This is a genomic window from Bradyrhizobium genosp. SA-4 str. CB756 (assembly GCF_000473125.1).
GTDB classification, from domain to species: Bacteria; Pseudomonadota; Alphaproteobacteria; order Rhizobiales; family Xanthobacteraceae; genus Bradyrhizobium; species Bradyrhizobium arachidis.
Genome location: NZ_KI421499.1, coordinates 5,974,473 through 5,990,591 on the forward strand (window position 1 = coordinate 5,974,473; position 16,119 = coordinate 5,990,591).

Here is a 16,119-nt window from a genome sequence, read left to right on the forward strand (position 1 = left end):
GGGCTTCCTTGCGCCGGTGGAATTATGAGCGGAGATGGTCACGAGAATTCGCTAGTCGCCGAACCGCTGATCAATACTGAAATGCGCTGCCATGCCCCCTCGGAGCGCGGCACTCCTCGCCTGCACCGCGCCATGCGCCTTCGCTCGCGACGAAGCGATCTCATGGTTCGCGCTCGTCATCCGGCCAATGCCCCGCGCGAGATAGGCCGGAAGATGCCGGTGAGGCGAGTGGACTAGCCAGATCCTGTCTGCAGCACGGAGCTTTTCGGCCTCGTCTAACATCTCTGTCGACGTTTTGACGTCTGCCGGCAGGCCTTCGATGCGCGGCGCCTCATCGATGGCGCTGCCGAGTGGCATCAGATCACACTGGTTCTTCATCTTCGACACGCCCTGAATGCGGTGGACAGGCGAGCCATTTGGAGAGCTGCCTGAATGACTGGGCATCCGCAATCTGCGCCTGCCGCTATTTCCCGACACTAGAACGCGGCTGAACGCGCTCTCAAGTGTACGCGGGTAAACCTGCAATATGGAAACGGATGAAACACGCATACCAAGGTTTATGGAGATCTGCCTGGCGTCTCGATCGAGCGACTTTCGCATCGAGACGAAGCGACGCGGCTCGCACGGCGCGCCCATGGCCGCCCTCGAAGCGGATGCGCCGGCTGCTCGCACGTCCAGGAGCTTTTCTCTGAGCCAGCGTGAGCGAGCAGCAGCCATCGTGGTATGCCTGATTAATTTTGCAAACTGATGTTTGCTATCCAACGTCCAGCAATTTGGTAAAATCGATTGTTCCGATGGAACTCATCCACACGATGGATAGACTTACAACATGCGGTTCAAGGGACTTGATCTAAACCTTCTCGTTGCGCTCGATGCTCTGATGACGGAGCGCAACCTCACAGCAGCGGCGCGCAAAATTCACCTGAGCCAGCCCGCTATGAGCGCTGCGATCGCCCGGCTGCGCACCTATTTCCGCGATGAACTGTTCACCATGAGAGGTCGCGAGCTCGTCCTGACACCTGGCGCGGAGGCGCTTGCAGGTCCGGTGCGCGAGGCCCTGCTGCATATCCAACTCTCGATCATATCGCGGGACGCGTTCGACCCTACTCAGTCGAGCCGACGCTTCAGGTTCATCCTCTCCGATTTTATGACGATCGTCTTTCTTCGGAAAATTGTGGACCGTATTGCGCAGGAAGCTCCCGCGGTGCGCTTCGAATTGCTGCCATTTTCCGATGAACCCGATGAGCTGCTCCGCCGGGGCGAGGTGGACTTTCTCATTCTGCCGGAGCTGTTCATGTCGAGCGCGCATCCGAAGGCGATGCTGTTTGACGAGACCCTCGTATGCGTCGGATGCCGCGAGAACAAGCAGCTATCGCGGCAGCTGACATTCGAGAAATACATTTCGATGGGGCACGTTACGGCGAAGTTCGGACGGGCGCTCAGACCAAACATCGAAGAGTGGTTCTTGCTTGAGCACGGCGTCAAGAGACGCATTGAGATCGTTGTGCAGGGCTTTAGCCTGATTCCGCCCATATTGTTAGACACAGGCCGTATCGGCACAATGCCCTTACGACTCGCCAAACACTTCGAAAAGCGGATGCCACTGCGGATCGTCGAACCGCCGATCCCCCTGCCGACATTCACCGAGGCTGTGCAGTGGCCTGCGTTCCACAATACCGATCCGGCGAGCATTTGGATGCGGCGGATATTGCTGGAGGAAGCATCCAACATCGCATCTGGGCATCTGGAGCCTCCAACTCGCAGGCGCTGCTAGGCTCACCGTAAGCCACTCTCGGCACGTCCCAAATACGCCAACAATCCTTCGACCTACTCGGCCGCTTTCGTCACTTCAACGTCTCTGAGGCCAAGCTGCCAGCGACGGGCGATCGGCGGCGAAGACTTGCCGTGTCGTGAGCGTGGTGACCTCGCAGATGAGGCGCTTGCACCGCAAACAGGCGACGCCCGGCACTATCGCGGCACAACACGCCCCCTCCAGTAAAATAATGTTTGGCTTGCCGCATAAAATCGCTTGAACCGCACACTGCGTCAGGTTGTAGGTTGGCCGCCGTGATGAAAGCTGGCCTAGGCGGCTCTCGACTGGACGCTGTGGCGAACTGACGGCACTGGCCGGACATTGGGTTGATCTGCCATTACCCAACCGGCCGGGTCCTGTCGCCTGGGTCGCCGGAACCGGCGACACCGATCACCTTTGGGACTTCTGACGGCTTCCGGCCGCTGCTGGTCGGCCTACCGCTTTGCTCTCCATCGTTGCGGTCATTGCACGAGCGTCTTTTTCGCGGTCGTAGGATGGAAACGATGTCCACACGTGCGAGCCAAGGACCTCTCCAGACGCAGCCGTCATCGCTTGGTGTATGCGCCCAATTACGTTCGTGCCGGATAAGAAGACATGCGTTTCAAAGGTCTGGATCTAAATCTTCTCGTCGCGCTGGATGCTCTAATGACTGAGCGCAACCTCAGCGCAGCGGCCCGCAAGATTAATCTTAGTCAGCCGGCCATGAGCGCAGCCGTTGCCCGGCTGCGATCCTACTTCCGTGACGAGCTGTTTGGGATGAGGGGGCGGGAACTTGTCCCGACCTCACGCGCGGAAGGACTCGCAGCCCCTGTACGCGAGGCTCTAACGCACATCGATCTTTCAATTATCGCGCGGGAGGTGTTCGATCCAGCTCGATCGAACCGGCGATTCAGGATCGGCCTTTCTGATTTTATAACAGTCGTATTCTTCCGAAATGTCGTGGAGCGCGTCGCGCGAGAAGCACCGGCCGTCAGCTTCGAACTGGTCGCGCTCACCGATGAGCACGATGAGCTTCTCCGCCGCGGCGAAGTCGATTTTGTTATCTTGCCGGAATTATTCATGTCCGGCGTGCACCCCAGGGCGCCCCTATTCGAGGAGAGACTCGTCTGCGTAGGCTGCTCCACGAACAGCGAACTACTACGGGGGCTTACATTTGATGGGTATATGTCGATGGGCCACGTTGCGGTTAAGGTCAAAGGCGCGCGCAAGACGCCGGTCGAAGAATCCCTTTTACTCGATTTAGGTCTCAATCGGCGCATCGACATTCTCGTGCAGAGCTTCAGCATGATCCCGCCCCTGCTGGTGGGCACCAACCGCATAGGGACGATGCCATTAGGGCTCGTAAAGCATTTCCAAAGAACAATGCCCCTTCGCATTGCGGAGCTCCCGCAGCCATTTCCCGCCTTCACTGAGGCGGTTCAATGGCCCGTGCTTCACAATAGCGACCCGGAAAGCCTGTGGATGCGAGAGATATTGTTGCAGGAAGCTACCCGCATGGCAACTGGGCAAGAGGCCTCCATCATCTGCACTTCGGAACGGGCTGATTCTGCCGGAGATTTCGCACGATCTGCCTCGCCGTTGTCGTAAGGACGTTCGCAAGATCTGCCAGCCTCATATCCCAACGAATGTCTCAACGCATACAGTTTTCGCTCGCCGGGCTCGAATTCATGGTCGCTCTATAAAGATCATCGCAACAGACGGCTATCATGACGACGTTGCGTACGCCTTCCGCACGTTGGCAATAGGCTCGACGTGCGAGCGGCGGGTCAGACTGTTGGCTTGGTTTTAGAGACAGGGACGTACGTTGCACCAGGCCGCCGGGCGCACCTGCTGTCGATACAGCAGAAGCGGCGCTGGGCTGCCCTCGTCAACTCTCCGAATCAGCAGTGGCTCCCGAAGAGCGGAGACGCTTCAGCTTCTTCGGAAGCCGTACCCTCACGCACCGTGCGCGTGATGGTCATCGATCATGCACATGACCACGGTCTCTTGCGCCGTCGAGGCAAGCATCGCGCACGCATGTTGCCTTGTCGCATCACATGGGAGCACATCGCATCTTCGTCGCTCCGCGCCGCGGGTCTGACTTCTTTTGGCCCTATCGCAGCCAAACGTCTTGACGACGTGCGCTGCCATGACGCAATGACAAACAAGGAGCTGAACTTGGAGCAATGCAGCGGCGTATTCGATCCGGAAGAGCTTTCCGTCCTGGGACGCCTTTATGATAGTGCGATCACCGCGCTACCCCCATCGATGCGAAGTCCGGAAAATCGCACAGCAATCGCCAAACTCATCCTGGCGCGTACAGCGGCTGGCGAGGCTCAACTGGCATGCCTGACGAACTTGTTGATCACCATTTCCCCTCAGGGTTGATCCCACGCCATTCTGAGGATAGTCACCAGTCTCGCGCTGGAATGGAAGACGATCCAGCTAGAGCTTTGAAATAGCTTGAATCACACGTGACGTCAGGTTGTAGGCTTTGAAATGAACAACATGAGCAAAGCTACACCACGAAGGCGTCGATGGCGCATTGGCGAACTTGCAGAGGCGACCGGAGTAACGGTACGCACGCTGCATCATTATGAACACACCGGGCTCCTAGCAGCTTCAGAGCGTACTGACGGCGGCCACCGGATGTACGACCGCGAAAGTGTGCAACGGGTTCACCAAATTCGAGCGCTACGTGAGCTTGGCTTCTCCCTTGTCGAGATCCGTAAAGCTATGGAGGGCACGACCTCACTTACCGATCTTCTGCGCAAACATTTAGAACGGATAGAACTTCAAGTCGCTCGAGCAACTCTGCTGCGAGATCGCTTGCGCAACATGACCATCGACAGTGATATCCAGGTAAGTGTGGATGAGCTGCCTGCCACCCTCAATGCCATGTCGCGGGTCGAGACCAATAATCAGACGTCCCGATGCACCTGCAAGTTAGCTGCAGATCGCGAGGAGCGGTGGCGGCGGATCCGCGACGACCTGCGTGATTGTATGGATCGAGGCGAGCATCCTTGCGGCGAGCGGGCAAAGGCTGTCGCAGTTGCAGCACGCTTGCTGATCGGCGAAATCGCTGGCGCCGATTCACGCGTTTCGATGATCCTGAAGGTACTTGCACGATTAAGCGCCCCCCGTAGTCTGGCTGGTTGGGATCCCTGCCTCATGCAATATCTTGATCTGGCCCTTGGCGGGTTGGAGGATCAGCCGTACTGACGTCCTCCTGGCCGGCTCCGCACGGCATTGCCGATAGGCGCTCGTCGGCTCTGATGCGGGCCAACAGTTTTATGGACTAAACCGGACAGTCGTCGTGACCCCGTCAATCCACGCTCCCTGATGCACCGTCGAGGCTCCTTCAAAAGGGCCTTGAAACGCACCTAACGTCAAATTGTAAGTTCTACCGTGGTCGCAATCTGGCGACCAACGCAAGCTTCGCTTTGACAGACAATCTCACCGTGTAGACGCGTCTGATCACAGCTGCCGGCGGTTACACCTCAGGTGAACATTGGGAGCTCTACAATGTTAAATCGTTGTGCGCCTGCTGCGAGTGTCGCGCTTCTCTTCTGCGCCCTCGCCTCTGTTGCGCGCGGCTCCGACGTCAATATTGCCGTGGCCGGCCCAATGAGCGGAAGCAGCGCCGCGTTCGGCGCACAAATGCGCGATGGTGCAGCTGCGGCAGTCGAGGCGTTGAACGCTTCTGGCCTACTTCTCGATACCAAGGTGATATTGACTGTCGCCGACGACGCGTGCGACCCGAAGCAAGCTGTCGCAGTCGCGAATAAGCTCACAACAGAGCGGGTCCGGTTGGTCGTTGGCCATTTTTGCTCTTCTGCGTCGATCCCGGCCTCCGAGATCTACGCCGAAGCAGGCATCATTCAGGTGTCACCAGGCTCGTCAAATCCTCAGCTAACAGAACGGGGCCTTGACACCGTCTTTCGGATCTGCGGCCGCGACGACCAACAGGGCATCGTTGCCGCAGAGTATATTCACCGGACCTTCCCTAACGACAAGATCGCAGTGCTCGACGACAAGAGCACCGCAGGCAAGGGTATCGCCGACGTCGTTGAAGCACAGCTTCGGAGATTCGGTGGACAAGTCATTCGGCAAAGCTATGTAGCCGGTGAAAAGGATTACAGGGCGCTGGTCTCAAGGATGAAGAAGGAACGGGTGCGTGTCGCCTATATCGGCGGTTATCATACCGAAATCGGATTGTTCGTACGCCAGGCGTCAGAAGCAAGAGCGGAACTTATGGTCATGGCGAACGATCCTTTGATGACCTCTGAATTCTGGGCGATTACAGGCAGCGCCGGAGATGGCACGTTGTTTACCTTCATGCCGGACCCCGCCAGGAATGCCAATGCGGCCGGCGTGGTGGCCGCACTCAAAGCTTCCAACCTGTCCGCTGAAGGCTACACGCTTTACGCCTATGCGGCCGTGCAAGCATGGGCAGAGGCGGTGAACCGGACCGGTTCTTTCAATGCTGTGCGCGTAGCTAGCGCACTTCGTTCACGGCCGACCGCTACCGTGATTGGCCCAGTCCGGTTCGATAGAAAGGGAGACAATGCGGCTCCTGGCTTTCTGGTTTACCGTTGGCGAGAGGGCCGTGTTGAAACTGTCGAGCAGAACTGATTGGCGTCATCGCCATCTCCCCGAAGCCAAAGCGACACGGATAATGAGACGCGCTCAGATCGGAGAGGCGATACTCGCAAGCTCTCTCATACTTGCAGCCTTCGGAGCGTTTTTCGCATTCGTTGCAGCGCTTGCAGAGCTACCCGACGTCGCCCTGACGGAGACGCTACGTCCGATGATAGACAAATAGTAGCCGTGCCGGGCTGATCTGGCTCGCGAGGCACAGGACCTCTGAAGCGAGTAACGATGCTACTGGTCGAGCATAACTCGCCTTTGGAGATGGTTCGCGGACGTCTATCAACGGCGCGGCGACGGCATCTCGCATTCTCGTCACCCGCTCACATGGTGCAAGCCCAGATCCACGCACTCAAAGAAAAACGGCCTGACCGGTCAAAGACGAACGAGACCTCTTTGAGCGCAAAGGCACGAAGCAACCAGGACCCGCCATCTGACCGTAATCGGAGATTGATCGAGTGAAGAGTGGCCTTTCTTCAAGACTAAGGTGCGGCATTTTCGACCATTTGGATGACGACGGCCAAGATGCCGCACGACAATATGAAGATCGTCTCAAGCTGATCGAGGTCTGCGACGCGCTCGGATTCTACGCTTATCACCTGGCCGAACATCACTGCACACCTCATGGCAGAGGGCCCTCGCCGCACCTGTTCCTATCAAGTGTCGCGCAGCGCACCCGGCGATTACGGCTCGGTCCGCTCGTACTGTTGCTCAACCTTTATCATCCATTGCGCGCATTCGAAGAGATCTGCATGCTTGACCAATTGAGCGGCGGCAGGCTCGAGGTCGGGATAGGCCGCGGTTCCCAGCCGATTGAATGGGGCTATTTCGGCATCAGTGCAGACGCTGCACCAAGTCGTTATGCGGAAGCCAGTGAAATCTTGAATATTGCGCTGCAGGGACACACGCTATCTTATCAGGGAGACCACTTCGAGTTGAGCGACGTACCCTTAGCGTTGAGGCCCCATCAACGTCCATATCCGCCCATCTGGATCGCAAGCAATCGGGCAGAGTCGGCGCAGTGGGCCGCGGCAAATGGCGCCAATCTGGCGTGCATAGGCCCCGCCTGCGCTGTCCGGAACGTTACGGACGCCTACCGTTCCCATCGACCCCACGACACAGCCGCACACGGCCGCGAGCCACTTCTCGGGCTGGCCCGCATGGTCGTGATTGCGAAGTCTGATCAGGACGCTCATGCGGCGGCCGAAACTGCGTATCGCCGATGGCTGGAGAGCTTTAAGTTTCTTTACGAGCTTAACGCCATTCCGACGCCGCCCGCCCTTCCGCTGACCTTCGATGCAGCACTTGAGAGCGAATTGTGCGTCGTTGGAACGCCGGCTTCCGTCCGACAGGTCCTTCTCCAGCAGATGGAAGTGGCGGGTGCCAACTACTTGCTTTGCCAGCTTGCATTCGGAAACCTACCGCTGGAGATTTCCCTGTACACCGCAACTGCAATTAAAGCTGAAATTTTCGGTAGCTTCGGCGGATAATGTCTGCGTTGGGGGATCGTATGCGTGGCAAGTATACCGACGCACTGAGGTTATCCGAGACTGGTAGCCATATTGGTTGTCGTTGCGCCGGGCGCAAAGGCGACCGTCAGCCTCAATGGCGGCGATATCTGACCGCCTCGCGTTCCTATTTTGGGGACAGCTTTGGCTAAGTTGTCTGCGAACCGCTTTATCAACTTATCCGCGGCCGAACGCTCTTCGTCCGCTTTGATCACGCGGACCTTTTCAATGAAGACCTGCGATTGCTCAGGGCTCATCCTGCATCTGCGGGAGGCCGGAGCTGGTCGGACAGTCCGGACGAGACTCTATGCCCCCCTTCCTTATGAGGATCGAGGAGTTTCTCTCACCTTCGTGAGATCTGGAGTCCAATTTAGAGGTATTCGCCTGCGCTCGCTGCTGGGACCCTTCTAGGCCGCCGGTCATCAACGAATCAGCAAGCTCGTCTAAGAGGCCCATAAGCTCACTGCACCAAGCCGGCAGGAAACAACTAACTGACCCGCTTTCGATGTAAGAGGTGAGATTACGCCCGTCCGCGATCCACGAACTGGATGCATCCCATCGACACTTTCGATTTTACCAATTTCAGCCAAATACCCATAAGTCGATCGCCGGTTTCCGGAAAGCACATTCCACGGATGTCGTTTGAGAAATGAGCCCATTTTACTTTCAGCATAGTCGCAGGGCGCTTCAAGGTTCTCGTGGCTGCTTCGCCAACGACAGCTATCGATCTTTGGAATCGACGCACGAGCGGCGTAAATGCGGTCAGATCGCTAATCGCAACGTCTGGCGCGTAATCTGTCGCGCTGGCGCCTCCTCCTTTGCAATCATACTAAGGCCCTCCAGGAAGATCGACTCTCACGCACACTGCTTGGCCAAGGCAAATGCGTGCGCTGCATAGAATTGGGGCAGGCGAACCGTCCGCTAAACCGGTGCAGGCTGCACTTTTTTCCCTGACCAGGCGGGCAGCGCCGACGATCCGACGCTGTTACGGCCCCCAAACAAAGCAGTGCAGTTGGCTATCTGACCACGCTATTCTCCGGCCAGGACGAGGCACTGATGTCGATCGGTGTGATGCGACCAGCCGCGCGATCTTACTGCCCACCCCTACACGTGGTGTGATCGTGGATTCTCACTCTGCTCGCGTCCTCAGTCTTCGTCGACGGGCGGCTCCCGCACCCATTTCCTACAGCCTGACGCTACCCTATCTCATTCTATGCGCCGGCCCTCTTCGACCATATCCCGGCGCGGTTATCCCTTCTCTGCAATCCTTACATCGCCACCGGAACGAGGGGTGGACGCGATCTGCCGGTCTTGTCTCTTATCGCGCCCCCCTTCCAGGGGCCGATCCGCCCCCTCGCCGGGCGAGGCATCGCCTGTCAACGAATGCAGAGAGAAACCGCAGACATGTGAAGCGGATGTTAATTCTGGGTTGCCTGGCATGAGCTGGGCCATAAACGTCTGGCATGATGACGAGACCGGTCTGGACCGGCTGACGGCGCGCCTTCAGCAACAGCTTCGTCCAGCGCCGAACGCTCTTTGTGGCACTCTGCCTGGCAAGGCCTCCGGTTACGTCTGGATTGCTATGTCAGGCGACAAGCAATCGTGCAGTGTCGAGCCGCAATTCTCGACTTGCCGTCATCGCGGCGTCCCCGCCGGCTGGAGTTACTGCGACTGTCGGCGCTGGATCGGCTCAATGGTCGAATCACATGATAGTTCACAGCGTCCTCTGGTCGATTCCGCCTTTGCGCTCTCTTCGCCGCACATGCCTGCAACCCTATCCCTTCGGCGAGCGCGCGTGCGCACCTTGGCTTGTGCAGCAGCCATTCGTTCATTCGCCGCGTCTGCGGTCTCGCGGCCGGGAAAGCACGACACAACCCTTACTCAGCCTACTTCCTGCATTTAACTAACCGGAGCAAACACCGTGGAACTTGACCCTTCCAATTCACGCTCAGAGGACCTCGAGGATCGCATCGACGTGCAACTCGACCTCGTGGCCGCCCTCGCACGCGAAGAAGGCAACGAGCTCGAAGCGGTCCGACTGCTAAACGCCCTGACAAACCAAATGATCATGGCGGAACTGGAGCTCGGGCAGCTCGGGGATGCCAAAACCGGGGACCCCGCCCGCGACCAGCAAACGACGCGACTCTCGCGAGACCGTGGCGTTTACTACCCAGAAGACCTTCAAATTTGGGGACGCCTTTTCGATCAGGCCGTGGCGGCATTACCCGAAGTGCTCCGAACTCCCGCTAATCAAATGAAGATCGCGAAACTAATTCTGTCACGTGCAACAGTAGACTGAGATTTCATTTGGGTTTCTCTGTGGTTGATGCCGCTTTTATTGAACGTTTATCGCTGGGCTGACTGCGACGGTCGTACGCGCCAGGAATCGGCGACTGGGTGTTTATGGGCTACCGTCCCGTAAGCGAGCCGGTTCCGCTGGCCTTTCCGAATCACAACTGTTCGCCACCACGCTCAAAAGCGGGAGGCCGCACCGAGAGGAGGCCGCGAAGGGTCGAGCAAAGAACGACGCCCCGCGGACACATGTCAGAAAGCAAACAAGCGGTGGCCGGAAAACGCCACACCCTTCGATGAACGCGTCTTAGCTAGAGACTGGGAAAGGAGGGGAACGATCCATTTTGATCGATGTTCGGCTGTACTCGTGATTGGCATGGCCCGATCTTCCGATTGCAGGAAGAAGAGCCTCAATTATCGACCGATACCGAGCAACAAGAGCACTTCGGCAACGAAGCCGCGCGAACAGCGCGAGCTCGTTTCAGCCGCTTCAGAATTATTCGAATGCGCCTGGCAATCCGACACGCCGGGTCATCGGAACTTCAACAAACATCTGTAAATTCATTGAACATCGAGAGCAGCTCGATGTCCGAGCGTACTGCGGCTCTGATGTCTTACTAGCTGGGACAAGCCACAGACGCTCGGTTTGCTTTTGCGAAGGTACTTCCTTGTATCAGGACGGCGTGGAGTGTTGAGATGGATCAGCAGATGCAAGATGCTATCGTGAGCGTTGCATTTGATAAAGCCTGGCGCTTTGTTGAGAAGGATCCGTTGCTGGCGCATAATCGCAAGACGGTCCTCCATAGCCGGTTGTGCACTTTCCTCGAGTCTTCGATAAAGAAGGGCGAACGGAATACGTTGAATCTGGCTAACGAGGCGATACGCAACTTGCGGGCTGAGCTGGCGCGGTCGACCGAGCAATAGGCACCTGAACCCGTACTGCCACATAAGCTTGGCTTGTTGAGGGTCTTGGGACCCTTATGCGGCGGAAAACACCGGGGCAGAGCGTGGTGGAGCTTCCCCTCCAGTCATCTTCAGCCCGTTGAAGAGGAGCGCGTTCGCGACGACTATCGCCTATGCAGCTCTTATGGTGACCCCAGCCACTAGAATCCAGTGCAAGTGGGCGACGAGGCGGGACAGCGCCCTAATATTCGCTGCCGCCAGGAAGAGCCATACCGTTTCCTTTCCTGACTTTTGGCTCGGCACGAGGTCCCGCAAGTTCAAGCAAGAGCCTCGTCAAGCACAGCCGCATCGGCTCCTTGACACCCGTCGATCGACGTCGAGGTTGAGGAACATCGTGCTAAACTTGCGCTAGGTCCTGCGCCAGAGCGGTCCAAGCCTGCGATCGATCGTCGCCGTATCACTCACGATTGCAAGCGGCAGCACGATCGTCCTGCCGGGGAAGTGAGCCTGATCGCAAGAGACGCGTTCTGGATCAGCGGTCTTCATTTGCCGAACTCTCTGAACGAGCATGCCCGGGACGTGTTGGCGCAGCCTGGCTTTGTCGCTAGTCAGCGAAAGAGAGAGCCAAACAGCTCGTAGCACTGCGTCCCGTCATAGGCCATCATGAACGGATCGTATTCAAACAATCCTCTGCACGAAGCGACCAGTGTCCCGGCCCCAGCATTTCGGTCGAGGCAGCGCATGGCAAGTTGCGCGCTCCACAATCTAACGCGGCGTACGATTGGACCCGTTTCTTTCGAAGACATGTTGTGCGGAAGTTACAGCAATTCGCGTTCATATTGTTAAACGCACGGCGCCGGGGGGCACCGAAAGGAAACAACACTCGAATGAAAAAGATTCTCATTCTGACTGCAAGCATCGGCGCACTCGGTGCCGCCGCTCCCTCATTCGGCACCGACTTGGCGGGGCAACCTGCAAAGGTCAAGGCGGTACCGCTGCCAGCCGCAGCCCCGATCACCGATTGGTCCGGTTACTATATCGGCGTCAATGGTGGCTGGGGAACGAGCCGCAACTGCTGGGATTTCAATGGTGTTACCCCCGAGGGCTGCCATAATTCGACTGGTGGGACCATTGGCGGCCAGATTGGTTATCGTTGGCAAATCTTCAACATGGTCTACGGCATCGAGGGTCAGGGCAACTGGGCCGACTTCAACGGTTCCAATGTCAGCACCGCGTTCCCGGCAGACACCGTTGGCACCACGACAGATGCATTCGGCCTGCTCACGGGCCATATCGGATACGCGTTCAATGCTGTGCTCCTTTATGGCAAGGGCGGCGCTGCGGTGACGAGCAACATCTATCACGTCAACTCGGTGGCTACTGGCGCGGAGATTGGCAAAAACAATGATGTGCGTTGGGGTGGCGTGCTGGGCGCCGGTGCCGAAGTCAGCTTCACGCCAAACTGGTCAGCTGGCGTCGAGTATAACCATTTGTTCATGCAACGCAGTAACATAAGCTTCCCAGCGGCTCTTGGCGCGGATCGCGTGCACCAGGACGTCGATCTCATCACGGCGCGACTCAATTATAAGTTTGGCTCGCCCTTTGCCAAATAGAGACCTCCACGCAGTCACGTGAATCGGAACCCCGACCCCCGGTCGGGGTTCTTTCCTCAGCTGCTCCTCACCCTGCCGGCCCCAATCAGTTCCGAAGCACCAGGTGCGCGCTCGTCTGAGTAATGGAATCCAGAGGCCAGTTGGAGTGTGGCCGAGAAGCCGCCAACACACTGGAGGAACAGGTCAGTCGATTCGAGAATTCATCGATCTCGTGAAAGTCCCACAACCTCACGCAGCGTGAGATAACGGACTTGCTCCAAGGAGTGTTGCGAGCTCGCCGAAGGTGCCATGCACAGAAGCTGGAAGCCCACAATTTGGCTGCTAGTGTCCCGTTCTCAAATTCAAAGAACATTTAGGCGAACCGCCACAACCACCGCTTGAATCCGGCTGGCTGCCCCCAGCTTTCGCATTGCGTTCTTGACATGAAAGTTGACTGTATTAACACTGATTCCCAGGATCTTCCCAATTTCCCATGACGACTTCCCCTCTGCCACCCACCGCATGCAACTAGTCTCCCGCGGCGACAGTGCAACTTTTCTGTCGCAACCATTATCGCAGGGACGAGCGATGTCGCCATAGGCGGTGTGAAACTGCCAGGCCAGCGCGTTGAGATGCCCGATGCGATCCTGAGGATCAGCATCATCGAACGCAGATGCAAACGACACCACAGATATCCGACCCAACGGGCCAAACAACGGGACGCTCATGCCATGCTTCAGTCCCGCCTCTCTCGCCTCGTCAAGTACGCGTCTTTCGTCCGGTTGAAGCTGATGGTCATCGGCGAGTTGATCCCACAAGAACGGCCGCGAAAGCATCGGCGTAAGCCGGACCACCGGATCGATAGAATGGTACTTGCGCTTGAAGTACCGGTCGCACCAGTCTGGCGGCCACTTCACAGCCACAGTCGGGGGTGGATACTCCGCCAGCCGAAGTGGCTCAACGAAGTTGAGAGCGCCGTATGCAACTTCACTGAAGCCTTCCCTCGTGGCACAGCCTACAAGAAGCTCGAATAGTGCTCTGAGTGAATGAGTCTGGTTAGCGCATTCGGTGAAGCTAAAGAGGTCCATGCTGGGCGCTTCAGTACGACAATCAAGCTCCCCTTCACCGTGTTCGATTGCGCTTGCTTCAGGCCGAGCCAAATTCCAGTCCATGAGCTGAACTCGAGGGTTAGTTTATTCATCCAGTCTGAGCGCTCGCGCTATGCTGGACGCCATTGGACGAATTCGTTGCGCCCCGGCCGAATGCGCCGGCATGATCGCATCAAACGCCACCAGATATAGCGCCATCATCCCTGTCTCCGAGGCTGAGCTGAAGTGATCGGTCCAGTTTGCCGATAACGCACTGGCCAAATCGGAAATCATCACCCGTGATCCTGTTGAAGGATGATGCCATCGATACCAAACCAACGGTGTCCCGTTTGATCATGGCGGCCCCTATGGTCCGCGGGACCCGGACTGAGCTTCCAAACAGCTCCGCCGCCTAGAGGTTTGGCTCTGTTGAGCTTGCATGGCGAGAGAACGCAGCCGAACGACGCATTGGTTTGTCTCGAGGCCGAACACGACGAGATCCTAGGCTCTGATCTCCGCGATACGGCTAAGCTCGAGGGGCTTGGCGGCGCGGGACGTGAGGAGCGTCCTGTGAGCATCCATTCTTTGCTTGGGGACGAACAATACGAGATTCATGTCTTTTCCCAATCTTGCGAATTGCCATCGCTAACCGTTCGCCGATTCTTCTCCGTGCGACGGCGCCGGGGACGGGATCGATGAGCAACACGGAACAGTCGAGGCAGAAGCCATACTCCCCGCATCATTGTGCGCCGTCTCATCGAATCCGTCCGGCAGGCCCGGCGCAAACGTACCGAACGTGCAGAAAGGGGCCACCTTAACGGCGCAACGATAGATACTCGTAACTGCGAGATCTGCTTGATGCGGAGGACATATTGCATGCGCTTCTCCAGCAGGGAGACGACCCGCGCCAGACTAGCAAGTGTCATACCAACTGCTGATTTCACAAAAACAGACCAGAAAGAGCTTCGAACGCGCATGGTTGGCGCGACGTCGGTCCGTCGAAGCATTCATGACATGCGGAAAGCCGACAGCACGTCGCGAGACGCGACACGAGGTTATTACAGCAAGAAATGCAGCTCACCTCGGCGGCCGTCGACTGCTGCTTCCTCAGGGAGCAACACAGTCCTATTCCCGCCAGTCAAGTACCAAGTACGGCAATTGATTGGGCGGTCCAAACATGGCACTCGCTAAAGGAACTTGAACTGACTGGACCTTTGCCCAGCTATTCCGGCGAAGCGGGTCGATCCGCCCTAAGCAGAAAACAGTCAGACCGCACCTGATTGCGCGACTCATGATGGGCTCGGTGGAAAACGGCGAAGATCGTCGCCAAGATCGGTGAAGCATGGCTTGTCTGCTCATCGCGATCATCTCACTGCTCTATGCGAGCGTTGGCCAGGCTGGTGGCACTGCATTCCTCTCGCTAATGGCATTTTTTGGTATGTCATCGACAGAGATGCGCCCGACGGCACTTGGTCTCAACATTGTCGTCGCGGCTTATTCTACGTGGCTCTTCAACCGCAGCAAGGTCGTTGACCGGGCCATCCTGCGCCCGCTTCTCTTTTCGTCCGTGCCAGCGTCGCTTGCCGGCGGCTTGATTGCGCTCGATGACCACATGTATAAGACGCTGACCGGGCTCGTTCTTCTTCTGGCGAGCGCCGTGATGATCATGCAGCGGGGACGCGCGGCTGATCGTGTTCGTGAAACTCCGCTCTCGGCAATCGTGAGCATTGGCGCGGCCCTTGGCCTGGTTTCCGGTCTGACCGGCGTGGGTGGTGGAGTGTTCCTCGCGCCGACGCTCATCACACTGAATTGGGCATCACCGAAGCAGGCCGTCGCGTTATCACCCCCTTTTATTCTGGCCAATTCCACAGTCGGATTCGTCGGAGCTCTTTTCAGCGGCCAATTTCCCTCTCCGGATTTGGTTCTTTACGCTATCTTCGCGCTGGCGGGTGCGGTCGCTGGAACGATAGTCAGCCTGAACTGCCTGAACCCAGCGGGCATCAGATTTATCCTCGTTGCCGTTATGCTCGTTGCCGGCATCCAATTGGTTCTCGCTTGAAAGTCTCAACTCCTATCTTTCGTGGTTCGGCAGGTGATGAAGCACGGTCAGATCGGGGTGCAACATGATGGAGGCGGCAGCTTATGTCTGTCCGCGGGCTTGGCTAACTTTGAAGGGCGCCAATCGCGAACACGAAAAGCTGTCGGGTCCAGCGGCGATGGGGCGGATCACCTCGTGCATCCCAGCTGATCGTCATGAGCCGAGCGGTCCGTGCTTAATCACATCCCGTTCGCGC

13 protein-coding genes are annotated in these 16,119 nt (G+C 57.6%); 10 read left to right on the top strand and 3 right to left on the bottom strand.

Annotation, left to right across the window (positions count from 1 at the left end; translation table 11 throughout):
• Positions 1-51: 51 nt before the first annotated feature.
• Positions 52-387 (bottom strand): hypothetical protein, encoded by a 336-nt coding sequence (locus tag BRAGE_RS56985; RefSeq protein ID WP_231164267.1) that lies wholly within the window; start codon positions 385-387, stop codon positions 52-54.
• Between the two features lie 442 nt (positions 388-829).
• Here BRAGE_RS56985 and nodD1 point away from each other — a divergent pair, with 442 nt between their 5' ends.
• The 9 genes from nodD1 to BRAGE_RS0128985 all read left to right on the top strand — a co-directional run bounded on the left by nodD1 (position 830) and on the right by BRAGE_RS0128985 (position 12,758).
• On the top strand, positions 830-1,774 hold the full coding sequence (gene nodD1 / locus BRAGE_RS0128935; protein WP_027562754.1) for a transcriptional regulator NodD1: 945 nt from the start codon (positions 830-832) through the stop codon (positions 1,772-1,774).
• A 633-nt stretch (positions 1,775-2,407) separates the two neighbouring features.
• Positions 2,408-3,400 carry a transcriptional regulator NodD2 gene (gene nodD2 / locus BRAGE_RS0128940; protein WP_027562755.1) on the top strand — a complete coding sequence of 331 codons (993 nt, stop codon included), beginning with the start codon at positions 2,408-2,410 and terminating at the stop codon, positions 3,398-3,400.
• A 366-nt stretch (positions 3,401-3,766) separates the two neighbouring features.
• On the top strand, positions 3,767-4,180 hold the full coding sequence (locus BRAGE_RS56990; RefSeq protein ID WP_231164266.1) for a hypothetical protein: 414 nt from the start codon (positions 3,767-3,769) through the stop codon (positions 4,178-4,180).
• A gap of 120 nt (positions 4,181-4,300) precedes the next feature.
• Positions 4,301-5,014, top strand: a complete 714-nt coding sequence (locus BRAGE_RS0128945) for a MerR family transcriptional regulator (RefSeq protein ID WP_027562756.1) — start codon at positions 4,301-4,303, stop codon at positions 5,012-5,014.
• A gap of 303 nt (positions 5,015-5,317) precedes the next feature.
• On the top strand, positions 5,318-6,427 hold the full coding sequence (locus BRAGE_RS53215; RefSeq protein WP_027562757.1) for a branched-chain amino acid ABC transporter substrate-binding protein: 1,110 nt from the start codon (positions 5,318-5,320) through the stop codon (positions 6,425-6,427).
• A gap of 473 nt (positions 6,428-6,900) precedes the next feature.
• Positions 6,901-7,932, top strand: coding sequence for an LLM class flavin-dependent oxidoreductase (locus BRAGE_RS0128960; protein ID WP_027562758.1), 1,032 nt, complete (start codon positions 6,901-6,903; stop codon positions 7,930-7,932).
• Between the two features lie 1,939 nt (positions 7,933-9,871).
• Positions 9,872-10,249 (top strand): hypothetical protein, encoded by a 378-nt coding sequence (locus tag BRAGE_RS0128975; protein WP_027562760.1) that lies wholly within the window; start codon positions 9,872-9,874, stop codon positions 10,247-10,249.
• A 689-nt stretch (positions 10,250-10,938) separates the two neighbouring features.
• Positions 10,939-11,166, top strand: coding sequence for a hypothetical protein (locus BRAGE_RS0128980; protein ID WP_027562761.1), 228 nt, complete (start codon positions 10,939-10,941; stop codon positions 11,164-11,166).
• An 866-nt stretch (positions 11,167-12,032) separates the two neighbouring features.
• Positions 12,033-12,758 carry an outer membrane protein gene (locus tag BRAGE_RS0128985; protein ID WP_027562763.1) on the top strand — a complete coding sequence of 242 codons (726 nt, stop codon included), beginning with the start codon at positions 12,033-12,035 and terminating at the stop codon, positions 12,756-12,758.
• A gap of 341 nt (positions 12,759-13,099) precedes the next feature.
• On the opposite strand, the gene BRAGE_RS0128990 is transcribed toward BRAGE_RS0128985, so the two are convergent.
• Both BRAGE_RS0128990 and BRAGE_RS54955 read right to left on the bottom strand, forming a co-directional pair.
• Complete coding sequence (locus tag BRAGE_RS0128990; protein ID WP_027562764.1) at positions 13,100-13,825, bottom strand: LuxR family transcriptional regulator; 726 nt, start codon at positions 13,823-13,825, stop codon at positions 13,100-13,102.
• 105 nt (positions 13,826-13,930) lie between these two features.
• Positions 13,931-14,119: a hypothetical protein gene (locus tag BRAGE_RS54955; RefSeq protein WP_028146390.1), complete on the bottom strand. Its 189-nt coding sequence runs from the start codon at positions 14,117-14,119 to the stop codon at positions 13,931-13,933.
• Between the two features lie 1,048 nt (positions 14,120-15,167).
• Between BRAGE_RS54955 and BRAGE_RS0129005 the strand changes: the two genes are divergently transcribed.
• Positions 15,168-15,884: a sulfite exporter TauE/SafE family protein gene (locus BRAGE_RS0129005; RefSeq protein WP_027562765.1), complete on the top strand. Its 717-nt coding sequence runs from the start codon at positions 15,168-15,170 to the stop codon at positions 15,882-15,884.
• Positions 15,885-16,119 lie beyond the last annotated feature (235 nt).

Coding starts and splice junctions, on each gene's coding strand:
- BRAGE_RS0128990 (WP_027562764.1), bottom strand. CDS start 13,825: ATGGACCTCTTTAGCTTCACCGAATGCGCTAACCAGACTCATTCACTC.
- BRAGE_RS0128985 (WP_027562763.1), top strand. CDS start 12,033: ATGAAAAAGATTCTCATTCTGACTGCAAGCATCGGCGCACTCGGTGCC.
- BRAGE_RS53215 (WP_027562757.1), top strand. CDS start 5,318: ATGTTAAATCGTTGTGCGCCTGCTGCGAGTGTCGCGCTTCTCTTCTGC.
- BRAGE_RS56990 (WP_231164266.1), top strand. CDS start 3,767: ATGGTCATCGATCATGCACATGACCACGGTCTCTTGCGCCGTCGAGGC.
- BRAGE_RS54955 (WP_028146390.1), bottom strand. CDS start 14,119: ATGATTTCCGATTTGGCCAGTGCGTTATCGGCAAACTGGACCGATCAC.
- BRAGE_RS0129005 (WP_027562765.1), top strand. CDS start 15,168: ATGGCTTGTCTGCTCATCGCGATCATCTCACTGCTCTATGCGAGCGTT.
- BRAGE_RS0128945 (WP_027562756.1), top strand. CDS start 4,301: ATGAGCAAAGCTACACCACGAAGGCGTCGATGGCGCATTGGCGAACTT.
- BRAGE_RS0128980 (WP_027562761.1), top strand. CDS start 10,939: ATGGATCAGCAGATGCAAGATGCTATCGTGAGCGTTGCATTTGATAAA.
- nodD2 (WP_027562755.1), top strand. CDS start 2,408: ATGCGTTTCAAAGGTCTGGATCTAAATCTTCTCGTCGCGCTGGATGCT.
- nodD1 (WP_027562754.1), top strand. CDS start 830: ATGCGGTTCAAGGGACTTGATCTAAACCTTCTCGTTGCGCTCGATGCT.